This window comes from Thalassobacillus devorans MSP14 (assembly GCF_000496835.1).
Lineage (GTDB): Bacteria > Bacillota > Bacilli > Bacillales > Halobacillaceae > Thalassobacillus > Thalassobacillus devorans_B.
Genome location: NZ_AWXW01000027.1, coordinates 47287 through 62155, shown reverse-complemented (window position 1 = coordinate 62155; position 14869 = coordinate 47287). Strand labels below are relative to the sequence as shown.

Below are 14869 nucleotides of genomic sequence, written 5' to 3'. Positions count from 1 at the left end.
TCGTTATGTGTCGTTTTTGCGACGAATACTAATATATCATGGCCGCTAATCATTGTCAACAAATTATTACAAGTTTTTGTTGTGTGTTTTGTTGGCTGTGATTTGTTTTCCGACAACAGAAATAAATATAGCATATAAAATACAATTTACGCAATATCTTTTTTAAAGTTTTTTTATAGAATTGACAATTAAGTATTAGAGCGACACAATCCAATTAAAAAAAGAAGGGAACCGAATCCCTTCTTCTTCATCCGTTTCCATCACGCAAATCTTTGGCGCAGGTCTTCTAAATTCAATTCTGTCGTATCTCGTACGATCCAATCAGCCTTTTTTAGTGATTCTCCAACACCTAATGCAAACATACCGGCTGACTTAATCGCTTCGACTCCTGCCTGGGCGTCTTCTACTCCGACACAGCCAGAAGCAGGCTGGCGAAGTTGTTCAGCTGCTTTCAAGAAAATTTCCGGATTCGGTTTACCTCGCTCTATTTTAGATGCATCTACCACCTCATCCAGGAGATGGGTGATGCCCAGTCTTTCAATCACTGGCTGAGCATTTTTACTGGAGGAAGCCAGGGCGGTTTTAATCCCGGATGATTTGACTTCTTCCATGAATTCTAATATTCCCGGCAGTAAATCGTTCGGTGTTATGTCCGAAATCATGGTTTTGTAATGATCATTTTTTTTGGAGGCGTAATATTCTTTGTCCGTTTCAGATAATTCTTTTCCTCCATGCTCCAGGATCAGATTTAAAGATTCCATCCTGCCTACACCTTTCAGCTTCTCATTGAACTCGCGATCGAATGGAATATCAAGCTCTTCAGCGAGTTTTTTCCACGCTTCATAATGATATTCCGCTGTATCTGTAATCACTCCGTCCAAATCAAAAAGGACACCCTTGATTTCGTTCATAGTTCCCCACTCCCTTACTTGCACCTATATATTGAATATAACACATAACTCCTTATTGGTGCTTTTTCTTTCTCGGCATGTATTTTAAACATTCATTATGACTTGCAATACGTTTGAACAACTCAAATAGAAGTTCATAACGTTCTTGCATGGCACGTTTTACCATATGATCAATACGATGATCATCCAGGTCAAATAAAAGCTCGTCCATTTCTCGTTTGATCAGGTACTCTATTTCTTCTCTTTCTAATTCATTTATCAACAATCCAAGCACGTCATCACCTCATTGAAAGATTGTGTTTTCATTGTTCCCTTACACAAATAATTTTATTAGAAAAATTTACCGAACCGAATAGCCTGGCCGATTCATACATAGAATGTAGCAAGTCCATTTGGAAAGAAGGGTTCGCATGCATTTTTTTGTATGGCATCTTAAAAAAATAAAAAAATACGCTGTCATTGTTTTATTAGCATTATTTTGTGCCTTATTTTTATGGATCGGCCAATTTAGTTCGCTATCTGTATTTTCAAGTGAAAATGGGCCAGAAGCATTAAGCAGGGGGAATGACAAGCAATCGTCTGTTGCTTTGACATTTAATATCAGCTGGGGGACAGAAAAAGTGAACGATGTACTAGCCAAATTAGCCAAACATGATGTCAAGGCTACTTTCTTTGTAAGTGGCGAATGGGCGGAGCGACATCCTGAGTTGATGAAAAAAATCAATGAAGGGGAGCATGAAATTGGCATGATGGGTTATCGGTACACCAGTTATTTAGAACAAAAACCAGAACAAATACGAAAAGATCTGAATTACGCCGAGGAAATTTTCGATAAATTAGGATATGAAGACCTCACCCTGTTACGGCCACCTCATGGTCATTTCAATAAAGAAGTGTTAAAGATCGCTGACGAGAAAGGCTATGATGTAGTGCAGTGGAGTGTAAATCCTAGAGATTGGGAAAATCCTGGCACCAATGAAATTGTTGATCATGTGATGAAAAAGAGTTCGAAAGGGGATATAATTCTTCTTCACGCTTCAGACTCCGCTAAACAAACCCCAAAAGCTCTCGAAACTATCTTGCCTGGTTTAAAAGGCAAGGGTTTGAATTTGGTCAGGGTCACCGATATGGTTGCAGGAAGCGAATCAAAGGCAAAAGAAATAAAATGACAGGAACAAAAGCGCAAGCGCCTTGCTAGTAATGACGTTCGACTAAAAGCGGCACGTCCACAAAAAAGACTTTGTCTGCGAAGTACATTCTAAGAAGTAGTTCTAGTGTGCCAACGTCGAACTGACCTGCATCCTCGAAAAAGAAGACCACTTTTTCTTCGTGCGATGTTGTTCTAGGAAGCATTCCTTGTCCTGCAGGCCTCCGACAAGCTTAAGAAAAGCTTCGGTGTGACGTTCTTTATACTTTAATACAGACTAACTTTATTAAAGGATCAAAGTATAAGAAAAACTAAGGCTTTCACCATTAGGAAGCGGCAATAAGCCAAGTTTTTCTAATCACAAAGAGTATTGACTTAAGACCTCGAGGGGGGGTAGGCGCTGAAGCTGGATGTGACCCACTATTTAAAGTTATCACACAAAGAAATTTTATAATTTCCTAGACAGTAAAAAAGCCGGAGACATTGTCCGGCTTTTACCTTATTTTTTAGGCTTCCTTATTATTCAAACGATGAAGCAGCAATAACTGGTATGTATTGCAAGCCAAAAGAGGGATAATCATCATCCATACATAACCCTGTCCATCTGATCTTAAAGCAGGTACCCATTCAATGGTAGTCACGACTACCATAAAAAATAAGGCAGGAATAAAGGCCTTGGGGTTCGTTTCTTTCTTTTTTATATAAGCAACCACATAACTTACAAGAAGCAATCCTAAGGCAGTAAGTAAGTAAGGCCATAGGGAAGCACCTTCATCGGCTGCCTGGTATCGGAAATAAACCAGATCAAACAAAGTAAATGCAATTAAAAATAATTGGATGGGCGGCCATAGTGTCTTGAACATACCTAATCCAAATTGATGTACGGTCAAATATGCGAAAAAGCCCATCTGACTGATAACACTGAATATAAATCCCAAACCTGAAAAAAATAACAACAGTCCGATCAATTCAAAAAAATCGAACGGCTGTAGTACATTAGCATAAGCATCCGCTTTAACGACAAAGCTGGTCAGCAGTGTCAATACACCACCCAGCACTAAAGTCGTTAAAAAAAGACGCACCCATTTACGACTTGTCACTATTGTTCCTCCTAATCCTTCTTATAACCTTCCCTTTTGGTATTTTATCATGAACACCCGTTTTTTTCCTCAATGATATAGCGAATATTTTTCGGCCAATTCCCCATATTAACTAACAATAGGACAAAGAAAGGGGACATTCCAAATGTCCATGATACGCAGCTTATTGTTCATAGGATTATTTGCATTGTTTCTCACCGCATGTGCAGGGAATTCCTCTGGAAGTGAACAACAAACCGATTATGAAACCACCAAAAAAATGGTTGTTGATATATTAAAGTCCGATGATGGCAAAAAAGCCATGACAGAAGTACTGTCAGATGAAAAAATGCAGCAGTCGATGGTACTGGAGTCAAAGGTAGTGTCCGATGCAGTCAACAAAGCATTGACTTCTGAACAAGGAAAAGAATTTTGGACGAAGATGTTTTCAGATCCAAAGTTTGTAAAGGGATTCGCGGATTCAATGAAAAAAGAACATGAGGAATTGCTCAAAGGTTTGATGAAGGATTCTGAATACCAAAAACTTTTAATTGATGTTTTTCAAAATCCGGAAATGGTCAAGCAAATGCAAACCGTCATGGAAGGTCAAAAATTCCGCGAACATTTAGAGAAAACCATACAGGAAACTCTGAACAGTCCTATATTTAAAGCAGAAATGACTGAAACACTGCTAAAAGCCGCTGAAAAAATGAAACAAGGCGAAGGCCAAGGCCAGCAGTCAAAAAGCGGTGGCGGTGAAGGTGGAGGCGGCGGAGGTACAACAGAGTAATATCTGTTCCGCTTCTTCTTCCATTAAAAAGGTCACGTTTCCCTCTCGGGTTAACGTGACCTTTTTTATATCAGGATGTACGATCAATGACCTTAGCAGCTACGTTACGATAAATTTGTCCAGTAGGATGGTCTTCTTGATAAACGGAAGGTGCAAAAATATCTTCTTCTTCAAAAGGCTGACGCAATGGAATTTGTCCAAGAACATCGGTCTTTAGCTGTTCAGCCAGCTTTTCTCCGCCACCACGGCCGAAGACGTATTCTTTATCACCTGTCACCTGACTTTCAAAGTAAGCCATGTTTTCGACGACACCAAGAATTTCATGCTCGGTTTGAATAGCCATCTGGCCTGCACGAGCCGCTACAAATGCAGCAGTTGGGTGTGGTGTGGTTACAATGATTTCTTTGGAAGAAGGAAGCATGGAATGTACATCCAACGCTACATCACCTGTTCCTGGCGGCAGGTCCAGCAATAGATAATCCAGATCGCCCCACTCCACTTCTTTAAAGAAGCTGGTTAACATCTTACCCAGCATAGGTCCACGCCAAATGACCGGTGAATTATCTTCCACAAAGAATCCCATGGAAATTACCTTTACACCGAAACGCTCGACCGGCAGGATTTTTTCTCCGCGTACTACAGGTCGTTCTTCGACACCCATCATATCCGGTACACTGAAGCCGTAAATATCAGCATCAATGATTCCCACTTTTTTGCCAAGACGAGCAAGAGCAATAGCTAAGTTTACAGTAACGGTAGATTTACCTACCCCGCCCTTACCACTGGCAATCGAAATGAAGGTGGTACCTGTCTGCCCATTCATCAGTGAAGCTTCTTCTGCTTGTTGAGCACTTTGCTGATACTTCTCGATAACTTCTTCTGGAAGCTGGTTAAAACGCAATCCCACAGTCGCAGCTCCAGCGCCTTTCAGCACGTTGACAATTTCCTGCTGAAGCTGCATTTGTTCTGCAGTATTTGTTTTAGCCACGCCAACTTTGACACTGACATGGTTCTTTTCTTCTTTAATTTTAATCTCTTCCACTCCACCTGTTTCTTCTAACGTTTTATGTAAAAACGGATCCTCGATTGGATGAAGTAATTTTTGTACTTCCTCTTTTGTTAACACGAATGATTCACCATCCTTTGAATAGTTTCAATCACAGCAAGTATAACATATTTCATATACTTAATAAGTGATTTGCATCAAGGATGGCGAATTTTGTCAGTCCACTTCCGGATATTCTTCTTCACTGGTATATCGTAAAATTCCTTCATAGATGGAAGCAGCCATTTTTCTTTGGTAGCTATCTTTTTTCAACAAATTACGCTCATGCGTGTTGGATAAAAAACCGGCTTCCACAAGTGCTCCGGGAACATCTGCATGTTTAAGGAGATACATGCCATTTATAGCAAGCGCGGTTCTTTTCGTATTTTCCAGGTTACGGATGATCTCCGCTTGTATGAATTTCGCAAGGTTTTCGCTTTGTTCCAGATCAGGGTAATAAAATGTCTGGGCCCCGTGCCATTGAGTAGCAGGTATGGCATTCAAATGGATACTTAAAAAGAAATCCGGTTCCTTATCATAGATGAATGCTAAACGGTTTCGTATATCTTCTGATTTCCTCCTGGACAAACCTTTAGTATCCTCCGCCGCCAGATCACGATCATCATTACGCGTCAGATACACCAGTGCGCCTGCCTGCTGTAAATAATCCTGCAAATATTTAGAGATGTTCAGGGCAATATCTTTTTCCTGTGTATCGTCAGAGCCTTCCGCCCCTCCATCAACTCCGCCATGCCCCGGATCAAGGACTATCACTTTCCCGGCTAACGGAAGAGACCAAGTCTGCCAGGTATCTTTTGCTTCCTGTACGGGATAAGCAATTAAAAAAATCAATAATGCCAAACCACATAACCATGTGAACACCTTCAGACGATGGTACACGTCTACCCACCCTCTCCCATAACATTCTCTTTCAACTATATGGGACAAGACAGGAAAATATGCTCGTCTATCCAGCTATAGTGGATCCCGCCACTAAAATATAAGAATAGTTTATACCGATATGTGGCCTTCTCTAATTTTAAAGTATGAACAATTCCAAAGTTTCATAAATATATGAAGTACTGTTTTCACCGAATGGAATAAAAAGGAGGGAGCACATGACTAATGTTATTAAGATTGGAGCTATATACCCGTTAAGCGGATCGCTTTCATCTATCGGAAAAGATATTAAAAATGCCCTTGAATTAGCGTTGGATATAGTTAATGACAAACGCAATCTATCTCCAACCCTAAACAGCGCCTTTGGATGGCCGCCATTAAGAAATATTAAAGTCAAGCTGCTATTCGGCGACTCAGCAGGAGACCCCTCTAAAGGCGTATCGGAAGCTTCGCGTCTTATCGAGGCGGAAGGGGTTTCGGCCTTAATAGGAGCATACCAAAGCAGTGTAACGGATGCGAGTTCACTTATAGCTGAAGCAAAGCAGATACCATATTTAAGCCCCGAATCTTCTGCTCCTTCATTGACTAGAAGAGGTTTAAAGTTCTTTTTTCGAACAGGGGCCGACGATATCCTTTATACTGAACTTTTTTTTGAATTATTTCGATACTTAAGAAGCCGTGGTGAAAATCTTGAGAGTTTCGGAATTTTATCCGAAGACTCCGAATTCGGTCGCGAAGCATCAGCAGTTGAAATCAGTGCTATTCGAAAATTCGGGGCAAAGTTAGCTGCTTTTGAGCTATACAGCACAAACTCCTCTTTATTAAATACAATAGAGCGATTACGATTGCAAAAACCTCAGGTGGTTTTAGGGCAGCAATTTCTGAGTGATGCCATAGAAGTGGTTAATACAATGAAAGTGTTAGATTGGTTTCCAGATGGGCTAGTAGTTCAAAATGCTGGATATGTTGTGCCCGAATTTCTTGAGGAAGTGGGTGTGGATGGTAACTATATCATCAGCCGGGCTTCCTGGGCACTTGGATTAGGGCAGTTTAATCCACTGGTAACAGAAGTGAACCTTCTTTACCGAAATAAGTATGGAGAAGATATGAAAGAAACCAATGCAAGAAGCTTTACCGGAATGATGGTCCTTCTAAACGCAATTAAACGGGCCGGAAGTAGTGACAACGATAAGATAAAAAAGGCTCTAATGAGAACAATTACCCCTGGTGATCAATTAATCATGCCGTGGAAAGGCGTAAGATTCAATTCGGAAGGCCAGAATGTATTGGCTGATGGGCTACTAGTGCAGATTCTGGAACAGCAATACCGAATCATATGGCCCCGGAAAATTGCCGAAAAGCAAGTTGTATGGCCTGCTCCCATATGGAAGCAGAGAGCCAACGAGGAGGGATAGGCGCTGGAGCTGGATGCAGCCTACTACTAAATGTTATCCACAATCATTAAATTATATAAATTCCCAGACAGTAAAAAAAGACTTCCAACCAGCTGGTTGGAAGTCTTTTTGGAATATAAAATAATTAACGCTTAGAGAACTGTGGTGCACGACGTGCGCCTTTAAGACCGTATTTCTTACGCTCTTTCATGCGGCTGTCACGTGTCAATAGACCTTCACGCTTCAATGGTGTACGGTAGTCAGGGTCCGCTTGTAATAGTGCACGAGCGATACCATGACGGACAGCACCAGCCTGGCCGGTGAATCCACCACCATCAACGTTTACATATACATCATAGTTACCTTCAGTTTCTGTAACAGCAAGAGGCTGCTTTAGAATTGTACGAAGGGTTTCATACGGGAAGTAGTCTTCCGCGTCACGGTTGTTGACTACTACACGACCGTTACCAGGAACAAGGCGTACACGTGCAGTTGACTTTTTACGACGTCCAGTACCGTTGTATTGTACTTGTGCCACTCTTCATTACCTCCTTAGATTATCCGCGAAGTTCGTAAACTTCTGGTTGTTGTGCTTCGTGCTTGTGCTCTGGGCCAGCATACACGTGAAGCTTCTTACCCATTTTACGTCCCAGGCTTCCTTTAGGCAGCATACCCTTGATTGCAATTTCAAGCATTTGCTCAGGGTATTTTGTACGCATTTCGTTAGCTGTACGGGATTTCAAGCCGCCTACATGATTTGTGTGACGGTAGTAAATTTTATCGTTAAGTTTCTTACCTGAAAGTTCGATTTTTTCTGCATTGACGATAATTACGTGATCACCAGTGTCAAAGTGCGGTGTATAAGTTGGTTTATGCTTACCGCGTAGGATAGCAGCTACTTCACTTGATAGACGACCAAGTGTTTTGCCTTCTGCATCCACAACATACCATTTACGTTCAACGTTACCTTCATTAGCCATGAAAGTTGTGCGCATGTCGGTTTCCCTCCTGAATTGTTTAAATGTTTCACAGAGCTTCATTTATCTCGATACGATTAGTTTCCGGGGCTAATCGTGGTATAGAAATAAAATGCCATAGAACATATTATAATACTTACACCCTTAATGTCAAGCAAATGTTACACCAGGGACAGTTGTTTTTTATAAATTCTATTTAAATCATTTTTAGTAAAAGACTTTCCATAAAAATAAGCCATGGGGCGGCGCTGTTTTCCCTGCAGCACTTCGGTCTTTAGCACGAAGCATATCCTTAACCTCTTCAGGGGCATGTTCTCCATTACCGATTTCCAGTAATGTGCCAACAAGAATCCGGACCATATTGTAAAGAAAACCATTGCCTAGGAAAATGAATGTAAGCTCATTTCCTTCGACAACAATATCCGCTTTGGTAATCGTCCTTATTTTATCACCTTTGACCGTTGTTCGTGCTGAACAAAAAGAAGTAAAATCATGTTCTCCTTTCAAATAGCCACATGCTTTTCTCATCGCTTCAATATTTAGTGGCTTTGGTACGTGATAACTGTAATGACGACGGAATAGATCTGCTTCCTTTTGGTTCAACACCTTATAGCGGTATTCTTTTCCGGTAGTATCATAGCGTGCATGGAATTCAGCATCTGCATAATCAACATCAGCTACACAGATATCTGCTGGAAGCATGGCAGTCAACGCCCGCTTCCAGCCATTCAGCGGAATATCAAGGTCAGAGGTAAAATGAATAACCTGACCGACCGCGTGGACACCTGCATCAGTACGGCCAGAAGCAATAACTTTCACCACTTCACCTTTATGCATTTTCTTTAACGCAGCTTCGATTTCAGCCTGGATGGTACGGCCATTCGGCTGCACTTGATAGCCCGCGAACGCTGTTCCATCGTATTGGATGATGCACTTCACCTTTTGCATAAAGCTTCCTCCATCCTAGGATCGGGTTATAAATAAACCTATGATAACAAGGACAAACAAAAAATACGCATAAATATCCAGCCTGCCGGTATGCAGCTCCCTCAGTTTCGTCCTTCCTTCACCACCCTGATACCCCCTTGCTTCCATTGCCATGGCTAGTTCCTCAGCCCGTTTAAACGCACTGACAAACAACGGGACAAGCAGTGGTACTACAGCTTTGATACGTTCTTTGACAGGACCTGTTCGAAAGTCGACCCCGCGAGATGCCTGCGCCTTTGATATCTTTTCTGTTTCTTGCATCAAAGTGGGGATGAACCGGAGCGAAATCGACATCATCAATGCAAGCTCATGGACAGGAAAGCGTATTTTTTTCAAAGGTCCTAACATACTTTCAATTGCATCCGTAATTTCAATGGGAGTTGTGGTTAAGGTAAGCAGCGAGGTCACTAAAATCAACAAAAAGAAACGCAGGGAAATAGCTAAACCTTGAATAAGTCCACCCGTATAAAACTCAAAAGAAAGAAAACTGAAAAATACCTCTCCCTCTTTAGTGACGAATAAATGCAATAGAAAAGTAAATACAATCAAAAACCAAACCGGCAGCAGGCCTTTGATTAAATAGTTTGCCGGTATTTTAGTGGAAATGGCGCTCCCTGCCGCAAATAAGGTAAGCAGCCCATAACTCATAACAGAATTAGCAAAGAATACGATCAGCACAAAGAAAAAAATGATAGCGATTTTCGTCCTGGGGTCAAGACGATGAATAACGGAATTCCCGGGTACATATTGACCAATGATCATACTGCTACTCATGGTCATCTCCCCCCTTTTACCATAGCAACCAATTCCTTTGCTAATTGTGCTATGTCCTGATTATGATAGGAGATTGAATATCCCAATTTCTCTTCGACTCCACTTAAAAATTGGATGACTTCCGGAACATCCAATTGCACCTGTTCCAACTCTTCCTTACGTACTAAAACTTCTAAAGGAGGCCCCTCCATATGCTTTCTGCCATCCTTCAAAATAATGATATGATCAGCATAACGAAGTGCATCTTCCATGCTATGAGTAACAAGGACGGTAGTAAGTTTCTTTTCCTTGTGAAGAGCAGAGAACATATCCATAATTTCCCTTTGACCGCGAGGATCCAGACCTGCTGTGGGCTCATCTAATACTAATACTTCCGGCTCCATAGCTAATACTCCCGCTATAGCTACTCTCCTCATTTGCCCCCCACTTAAGTCGAAAGGAGAACGTTGTAAAAGTTCCTCTGGCAAATTAACAGCCTCAATCGCTTCTTGAGTTCTCCGCTTGATCTCTTCTTGTTCAACATGAAAGTTAAGCGGTCCGAATCCGATATCTTTCTCGACGGTTTCCTCAAATAATTGGTGCTCAGGATATTGGAAGACAACGCCTGCCTTTTCACGCAAACTTTTTATATCTTTCGTTTTCCCCTCAGCACTTATTTTGTAACTGCCAATGTCGACTTCACCTGCCGTTGGACGCAAAAGACCATTCAAATGCTGAAGCAGGGTAGATTTGCCAGAGCCTGTGTGCCCAATAACCGCCACAAAAGAGCCTGACCTGATGTGAAACGATAGATTACTTAAAGCGCGATGCTCAAACGGCGTATTGGGTTGATAAATATAACTTACATCTTTGAATGTAATGTCCATAATTCCTCCAATAACTCCTGGTGATTAAGTGGCTCACGCTGTATCGTTAAACCGGCCGCAGTCAATTCAGCAGCCAGTTTGGTCACAAAAGGAGTATCTAAGCCAATATCCCTTAAAGCATCTTTCGCTGCAAAAACCTCTCGAGGAGTACCCTCCAGCCATGTCCGTCCTTGATTCATGACTAATACTCGATCCGCTTTTATTACTTCTTTCAGGTCATGGGTAATTGTGATTAAAGAAAGGTCCTGAGTTTCCTGCACCTGTCTGATCGTCTCCATAATTTCCAGTCTTCCTTTTGGGTCAAGCATAGCAGTCGCTTCATCAAGAATAATCAGCTGAGGAGCAACTGCCAAAACACTAGCTATCGCTATACGCTGTTTTTGCCCGCCAGAAAGGCGGTGAGGTTCATGGGCCTGATAATCACTCATGCCAACAGCTGCTAAGCTGCTTTGGACTCTTTTTAACATCAATTGCCGGGGCAATCCGTGATTCTCCATACCGAAGGCCACGTCATCCCTTACCGTCGTACCAACAAATTGATTATCAGGGTTTTGAAACACCATCCCGACTCTTTTTCGTATATCCCAGATTGATTCCTCATTGACTGCTATTCCGTCTACAAATATTTCTCCTTGTTGGGGCAAGAGAAGACCATTCATTAACTTAGCTATCGTTGATTTTCCTGAACCATTATGACCGATGATTGCTAACCATTCATCCGCCTGGACGGTAAAGCTTACATTTACCAATACCCACGGCTGGTCTTCTCTATAACGGAAAGATACATTTCTAAACTCGATAAAGTGCGACAAACTTTCTCCCCCTCTGCTCGGCTAATACATTATTTCCCCGGAAATAATGTCTGATTTCCTTGGAAGATCGGGAAATTCCTGTAATGGTGCAAAACAAAAAAGGGCTGGAACCAACCTCTAGCTGAGATTCCGTCCTGCCCTTTTGCACCCTTGTTATTCATTAAACTAATTCAATGATCGCCATTTTCGCGCCATCTCCTTGACGTTCGCCAAGTTTCAGGACACGAGTGTAACCACCTTGACGATCCTCATAGCGCGGAGCGATGTCAGAGAATAGTTTTTGTAGTGCTGACTGATCCCCTTCTTCATCAGCTGAAGCACTGTATAGATACGCTTCTGCTTGACGACGAGCGTGCAGGTCTCCACGCTTGCCAAGTGTGATCATTTTGTCCACGACAGAACGAAGCTCTTTTGCTTTTGCTTCAGTCGTTTCAATACGTTCATGGATAATTAGATCTGTCGCCAGGTTGCGCAGCAACGCTAAGCGCTGATCTGTAGTACGACCCAATTTTCTAGCCATTGATTATCCCTCCCTTGTTTGGACTCTCTTAGATGCAATCTATCGATCAATCGTCTTTTCTTAGACCAAGTCCGAGTTCATCTAACTTGTATTTTACTTCTTCAAGCGACTTACGCCCGAGGTTACGAACCTTCATCATGTCTTCTTCTGACTTATGAGCCAGTTCCTGGACTGTATTGATTCCAGCACGTTTCAGACAATTATAAGAACGTACAGACAAATCAAGTTCTTCAATAGTCATCTCAAGCACTTTTTCTTTTTGGTCCTCTTCTTTCTCAACCATGATTTCCGCTTTTTGAGCTTCATCAGTCAGGCCTACAAAGATATTGAGGTGTTCCATATAGACTTTAGCACCTAGAGATACAGCCTCTTCTGGACGGATGCTTCCATCTGTCCATACATCAAGCGTAAGCTTATCAAAGTTTGCAGACTGACCGACACGTGTATTTTCCACCTGGTAAGTTACACGTGACACTGGTGTGAAGATGGAATCAACAGGAATGACTCCGATGGGTAAATCTTCGTGGTTGTTCCCCTCTGCCGGGCGATATCCCCTACCACGTTCAGCTGTGATACGCATTTGCAGGTTGGCATTCGGACCAAGCGTTGCAATATGAAGATCAGGATTTAATACCTCGATATCACTATCATGCGTAATGTCAGCAGCAGTTACTTTCCCTTCACCCTGTACATCAATTTCTAAAGTCTTTTCCTCATCAGAATAAATCTTCAGAGCCAACTGCTTCAGGTTCAGAATGATAGTGGTAACATCTTCTACAACCCCATCAATAGTGGAGAACTCATGAAGAGCCCCTTCCATCTGAACAGATGTGACAGCAGCGCCAGGAAGCGAGGATAGTAGGATACGACGTAAGGAGTTACCTAGTGTTGTACCATACCCGCGTTCGAGCGGTTCGACAACGAATTTCCCAAAAGTGGCGTCATCGCTGATCTCAACCGTTTCAATTTTCGGCTTTTCAATTTCGATCATTAAACAAAACCCTCCTTCAAAACGTCGAAACCTCGGTTAGACCTCCTGTCTAACCGAAATTCCTCAGGTAGGCAGTCCCCGATTTAGAACAATTAACGTTCCGTATTATCAGTTATACATGCGTTGCTGTTAAATAGCTATCATAACCCATTATAGACAGGGTTACAAATTCTATACAGAAAAATTATACACGACGACGTTTTGGCGGACGGCAACCATTGTGAGGTACAGGTGTTACATCACGAATAGCTGTGACTTCCAAGCCTGCTGCCTGAAGTGCACGGATGGCAGCTTCACGTCCAGCACCTGGGCCTTTAACGGTTACTTCCAATGTTTTCAAACCATGCTCTTGTGCTGCTTTAGCTGCAGCTTCAGAAGCCATTTGAGCAGCGAATGGAGTAGATTTACGAGAACCCTTAAAACCCAGGGAACCAGCACTGCTCCAGCTTACTGCGTTACCTTGCACATCGGTGATAGTAACGATCGTATTGTTGAAAGTGGAACGGATATGAGCCACACCACTCTCAATATTCTTTTTCACACGACGTTTACGAGTGTTAGTTTTACGTGCCATATTGTTGTATTTACCTCCTTTATCAAGCGATTATTTACGTTTATTAGCAACGGTACGACGTGGTCCCTTACGAGTACGGGAGTTATTCTTCGTCTTCTGTCCGCGTACTGGAAGGCCGCGACGATGGCGGATCCCACGGTAAGAACCGATTTCAATCAAACGTTTGATGTTAAGAGAAACTTCACGGCGAAGATCACCTTCAACGTTATAGTCTTCAATTGCTTTACGGATTTTAGCTAGTTCGTCCTCAGTCAAGTCGCGGACGCGGGTATCTTCAGAAACACCGGCTTTTGCCAGCACATCTTTAGCAGCGGATTTACCAATGCCATAGATGTAAGTCAAAGAAACAACGACGCGCTTGTCACGAGGAATATCAATACCTGCAATACGTGCCATAGGTTACGTGCACCTCCTTCAGAATTAACCTTGTTTTTGTTTATGCTTAGGATTTTCGCAAATTACCATTACTTTACCTTTACGACGGATAACTTTGCATTTTTCGCAAATTGGTTTTACAGAAGGCCTTACCTTCATGATCCATACCTCCTTTTAGATCGGAGCATTTCATGCTATTTATAACGGTACGTAATTCGTCCTCTTGTCAAATCATATGGGGAAAGCTCAACCGTCACTTTGTCTCCAGGCAAGATTCGAATAAAATGCATGCGAATTTTACCAGAAACATGTGCAAGAACTGTGTGTTCGTTCTCAAGCTCTACCTTAAACATTGCGTTCGGTAGAGTTTCAACGACGGTCCCTTCCACTTCAATTACATCGTCTTTCGCCATCGAGTTGATCTCCCTTCTTCAAATCAGTCACTACTTCATTGATAAATTTGGTTACGGCAAAACGCAGCTTACCATTTGTGACGCGACCAGTTTCTAGAAGGCTGTGTTGGACTTCTGGAGAAACGAAATCCATCAGCTCCACGTGCTGCAGATTCTTTTTCTTTGGTCGATCAAACTTTCGTTTCTCCCCATCAGCAAGCAGCAAAAAACGATCGTCAAGTAAACCGATGACAACCATATACTGCTCTGCTTCACGTCCCTGTACAATACGAACAACTTGACCTATTCGTGGACTCGACTCAGTTTCGTTCAAT

The 14869-nt window shown here is 42.2% G+C and carries 21 protein-coding genes; 3 read left to right on the top strand and 18 right to left on the bottom strand.

Going from position 1 to position 14869, the window contains the following annotated elements:
* Positions 1–260: 260 nt before the first annotated feature.
* Positions 261–911, bottom strand: coding sequence for a beta-phosphoglucomutase (gene pgmB, locus P855_RS0100390; protein WP_028781753.1), 651 nt, complete (start codon positions 909–911; stop codon positions 261–263).
* Between the two features lie 52 nt (positions 912–963).
* A complete protein-coding gene (locus P855_RS0100385) occupies positions 964–1185 on the bottom strand; it encodes a hypothetical protein (protein WP_028781752.1) in 222 nt (73 codons plus the stop codon).
* A gap of 136 nt (positions 1186–1321) precedes the next feature.
* Between P855_RS0100385 and pdaB the strand changes: the two genes are divergently transcribed.
* The gene (pdaB, locus tag P855_RS0100380) at positions 1322–2080 is read left to right on the top strand and encodes a polysaccharide deacetylase family sporulation protein PdaB (RefSeq protein WP_028781751.1); all 759 of its coding nucleotides are present in this window, start codon (positions 1322–1324) and stop codon (positions 2078–2080) included.
* A gap of 484 nt (positions 2081–2564) precedes the next feature.
* Here pdaB and P855_RS0100370 read toward each other — a convergent pair whose 3' ends face one another.
* Positions 2565–3158 (bottom strand): KinB-signaling pathway activation protein, encoded by a 594-nt coding sequence (locus P855_RS0100370; RefSeq protein WP_028781750.1) that lies wholly within the window; start codon positions 3156–3158, stop codon positions 2565–2567.
* 145 nt (positions 3159–3303) lie between these two features.
* On the opposite strand from P855_RS0100370, the gene gerD reads away from it, so the two are divergent.
* A complete protein-coding gene (gene gerD / locus P855_RS0100365; protein ID WP_084315590.1) occupies positions 3304–3927 on the top strand; it encodes a spore germination lipoprotein GerD in 624 nt (207 codons plus the stop codon).
* 70 nt (positions 3928–3997) lie between these two features.
* Here the strand turns inward: gerD and P855_RS0100360 are convergent, their stop codons facing one another.
* Together P855_RS0100360 and cwlD are read right to left on the bottom strand one after the other, a co-directional pair.
* Positions 3998–5053, bottom strand: a complete 1056-nt coding sequence (locus P855_RS0100360; protein ID WP_028781748.1) for an Mrp/NBP35 family ATP-binding protein — start codon at positions 5051–5053, stop codon at positions 3998–4000.
* A gap of 96 nt (positions 5054–5149) precedes the next feature.
* Positions 5150–5872, bottom strand: a complete 723-nt coding sequence (cwlD, locus tag P855_RS0100355; RefSeq protein ID WP_028781747.1) for an N-acetylmuramoyl-L-alanine amidase CwlD — start codon at positions 5870–5872, stop codon at positions 5150–5152.
* A 218-nt stretch (positions 5873–6090) separates the two neighbouring features.
* Between cwlD and P855_RS20170 the strand changes: the two genes are divergently transcribed.
* Entirely contained in the window at positions 6091–7287 is a 1197-nt protein-coding gene (locus P855_RS20170; protein WP_037985518.1) for an ABC transporter substrate-binding protein, read from the top strand.
* 124 nt (positions 7288–7411) lie between these two features.
* Here the strand turns inward: P855_RS20170 and rpsI are convergent, their stop codons facing one another.
* From rpsI to P855_RS0100280, 13 genes are all read right to left on the bottom strand, one after another.
* Positions 7412–7804, bottom strand: coding sequence for a 30S ribosomal protein S9 (gene rpsI, locus P855_RS0100345; RefSeq protein WP_028781746.1), 393 nt, complete (start codon positions 7802–7804; stop codon positions 7412–7414).
* A gap of 19 nt (positions 7805–7823) precedes the next feature.
* Positions 7824–8261 (bottom strand): 50S ribosomal protein L13, encoded by a 438-nt coding sequence (gene rplM, locus P855_RS0100340; RefSeq protein ID WP_028781745.1) that lies wholly within the window; start codon positions 8259–8261, stop codon positions 7824–7826.
* Between the two features lie 189 nt (positions 8262–8450).
* Positions 8451–9191, bottom strand: a complete 741-nt coding sequence (gene truA / locus P855_RS0100335) for a tRNA pseudouridine(38-40) synthase TruA (protein WP_028781744.1) — start codon at positions 9189–9191, stop codon at positions 8451–8453.
* A 15-nt stretch (positions 9192–9206) separates the two neighbouring features.
* Positions 9207–10004, bottom strand: coding sequence for an energy-coupling factor transporter transmembrane component T family protein (locus tag P855_RS0100330; protein ID WP_028781743.1), 798 nt, complete (start codon positions 10002–10004; stop codon positions 9207–9209).
* Positions 10005–10006: 2 nt separating this feature from the next.
* On the bottom strand, positions 10007–10870 hold the full coding sequence (locus P855_RS0100325; protein WP_028781742.1) for an energy-coupling factor ABC transporter ATP-binding protein: 864 nt from the start codon (positions 10868–10870) through the stop codon (positions 10007–10009).
* Positions 10846–11682, bottom strand: coding sequence for an energy-coupling factor ABC transporter ATP-binding protein (locus tag P855_RS0100320; RefSeq protein ID WP_028781741.1), 837 nt, complete (start codon positions 11680–11682; stop codon positions 10846–10848). The genes P855_RS0100325 and P855_RS0100320 overlap by 25 nt, the downstream gene beginning before the upstream one ends.
* 160 nt (positions 11683–11842) lie before the next feature.
* Positions 11843–12202, bottom strand: a complete 360-nt coding sequence (gene rplQ, locus P855_RS0100310) for a 50S ribosomal protein L17 (protein WP_028781740.1) — start codon at positions 12200–12202, stop codon at positions 11843–11845.
* Positions 12203–12248: 46 nt separating this feature from the next.
* Positions 12249–13193 carry a DNA-directed RNA polymerase subunit alpha gene (locus P855_RS0100305; RefSeq protein ID WP_028781739.1) on the bottom strand — a complete coding sequence of 315 codons (945 nt, stop codon included), beginning with the start codon at positions 13191–13193 and terminating at the stop codon, positions 12249–12251.
* Positions 13194–13377: 184 nt separating this feature from the next.
* Positions 13378–13767, bottom strand: a complete 390-nt coding sequence (gene rpsK, locus P855_RS0100300; protein WP_028781738.1) for a 30S ribosomal protein S11 — start codon at positions 13765–13767, stop codon at positions 13378–13380.
* A gap of 30 nt (positions 13768–13797) precedes the next feature.
* Positions 13798–14163 carry a 30S ribosomal protein S13 gene (rpsM, locus tag P855_RS0100295; RefSeq protein WP_028781737.1) on the bottom strand — a complete coding sequence of 122 codons (366 nt, stop codon included), beginning with the start codon at positions 14161–14163 and terminating at the stop codon, positions 13798–13800.
* Positions 14164–14187: 24 nt separating this feature from the next.
* Positions 14188–14301, bottom strand: a complete 114-nt coding sequence (rpmJ, locus tag P855_RS0100290) for a 50S ribosomal protein L36 (protein WP_003156543.1) — start codon at positions 14299–14301, stop codon at positions 14188–14190.
* 35 nt (positions 14302–14336) lie between these two features.
* Positions 14337–14555, bottom strand: a complete 219-nt coding sequence (gene infA, locus P855_RS0100285) for a translation initiation factor IF-1 (protein WP_028781736.1) — start codon at positions 14553–14555, stop codon at positions 14337–14339.
* Positions 14533–14868 (bottom strand): KOW domain-containing RNA-binding protein, encoded by a 336-nt coding sequence (locus P855_RS0100280; RefSeq protein ID WP_028781735.1) that lies wholly within the window; start codon positions 14866–14868, stop codon positions 14533–14535. Before P855_RS0100280 ends, infA begins: the two co-directional genes overlap by 23 nt.
* Between the last annotated feature and the right edge of the window lies 1 nt (position 14869).

Bases quoted from the DNA above. Each gene is read 5' to 3' on its own strand.
- pgmB (WP_028781753.1), bottom strand. From the start codon at position 911: ATGAACGAAATCAAGGGTGTCCTTTTTGATTTGGACGGAGTGATTACA.
- pdaB (WP_028781751.1), top strand. From the start codon at position 1,322: ATGCATTTTTTTGTATGGCATCTTAAAAAAATAAAAAAATACGCTGTC.
- gerD (WP_084315590.1), top strand. From the start codon at position 3,304: ATGTCCATGATACGCAGCTTATTGTTCATAGGATTATTTGCATTGTTT.
- P855_RS20170 (WP_037985518.1), top strand. From the start codon at position 6,091: ATGACTAATGTTATTAAGATTGGAGCTATATACCCGTTAAGCGGATCG.
- rplM (WP_028781745.1), bottom strand. From the start codon at position 8,261: ATGCGCACAACTTTCATGGCTAATGAAGGTAACGTTGAACGTAAATGG.
- truA (WP_028781744.1), bottom strand. From the start codon at position 9,191: ATGCAAAAGGTGAAGTGCATCATCCAATACGATGGAACAGCGTTCGCG.
- P855_RS0100330 (WP_028781743.1), bottom strand. From the start codon at position 10,004: ATGAGTAGCAGTATGATCATTGGTCAATATGTACCCGGGAATTCCGTT.
- P855_RS0100325 (WP_028781742.1), bottom strand. From the start codon at position 10,870: ATGGACATTACATTCAAAGATGTAAGTTATATTTATCAACCCAATACG.
- rplQ (WP_028781740.1), bottom strand. From the start codon at position 12,202: ATGGCTAGAAAATTGGGTCGTACTACAGATCAGCGCTTAGCGTTGCTG.
- P855_RS0100305 (WP_028781739.1), bottom strand. From the start codon at position 13,193: ATGATCGAAATTGAAAAGCCGAAAATTGAAACGGTTGAGATCAGCGAT.
- rpsK (WP_028781738.1), bottom strand. From the start codon at position 13,767: ATGGCACGTAAAACTAACACTCGTAAACGTCGTGTGAAAAAGAATATT.
- rpsM (WP_028781737.1), bottom strand. From the start codon at position 14,163: ATGGCACGTATTGCAGGTATTGATATTCCTCGTGACAAGCGCGTCGTT.
- rpmJ (WP_003156543.1), bottom strand. From the start codon at position 14,301: ATGAAGGTAAGGCCTTCTGTAAAACCAATTTGCGAAAAATGCAAAGTT.
- infA (WP_028781736.1), bottom strand. From the start codon at position 14,555: ATGGCGAAAGACGATGTAATTGAAGTGGAAGGGACCGTCGTTGAAACT.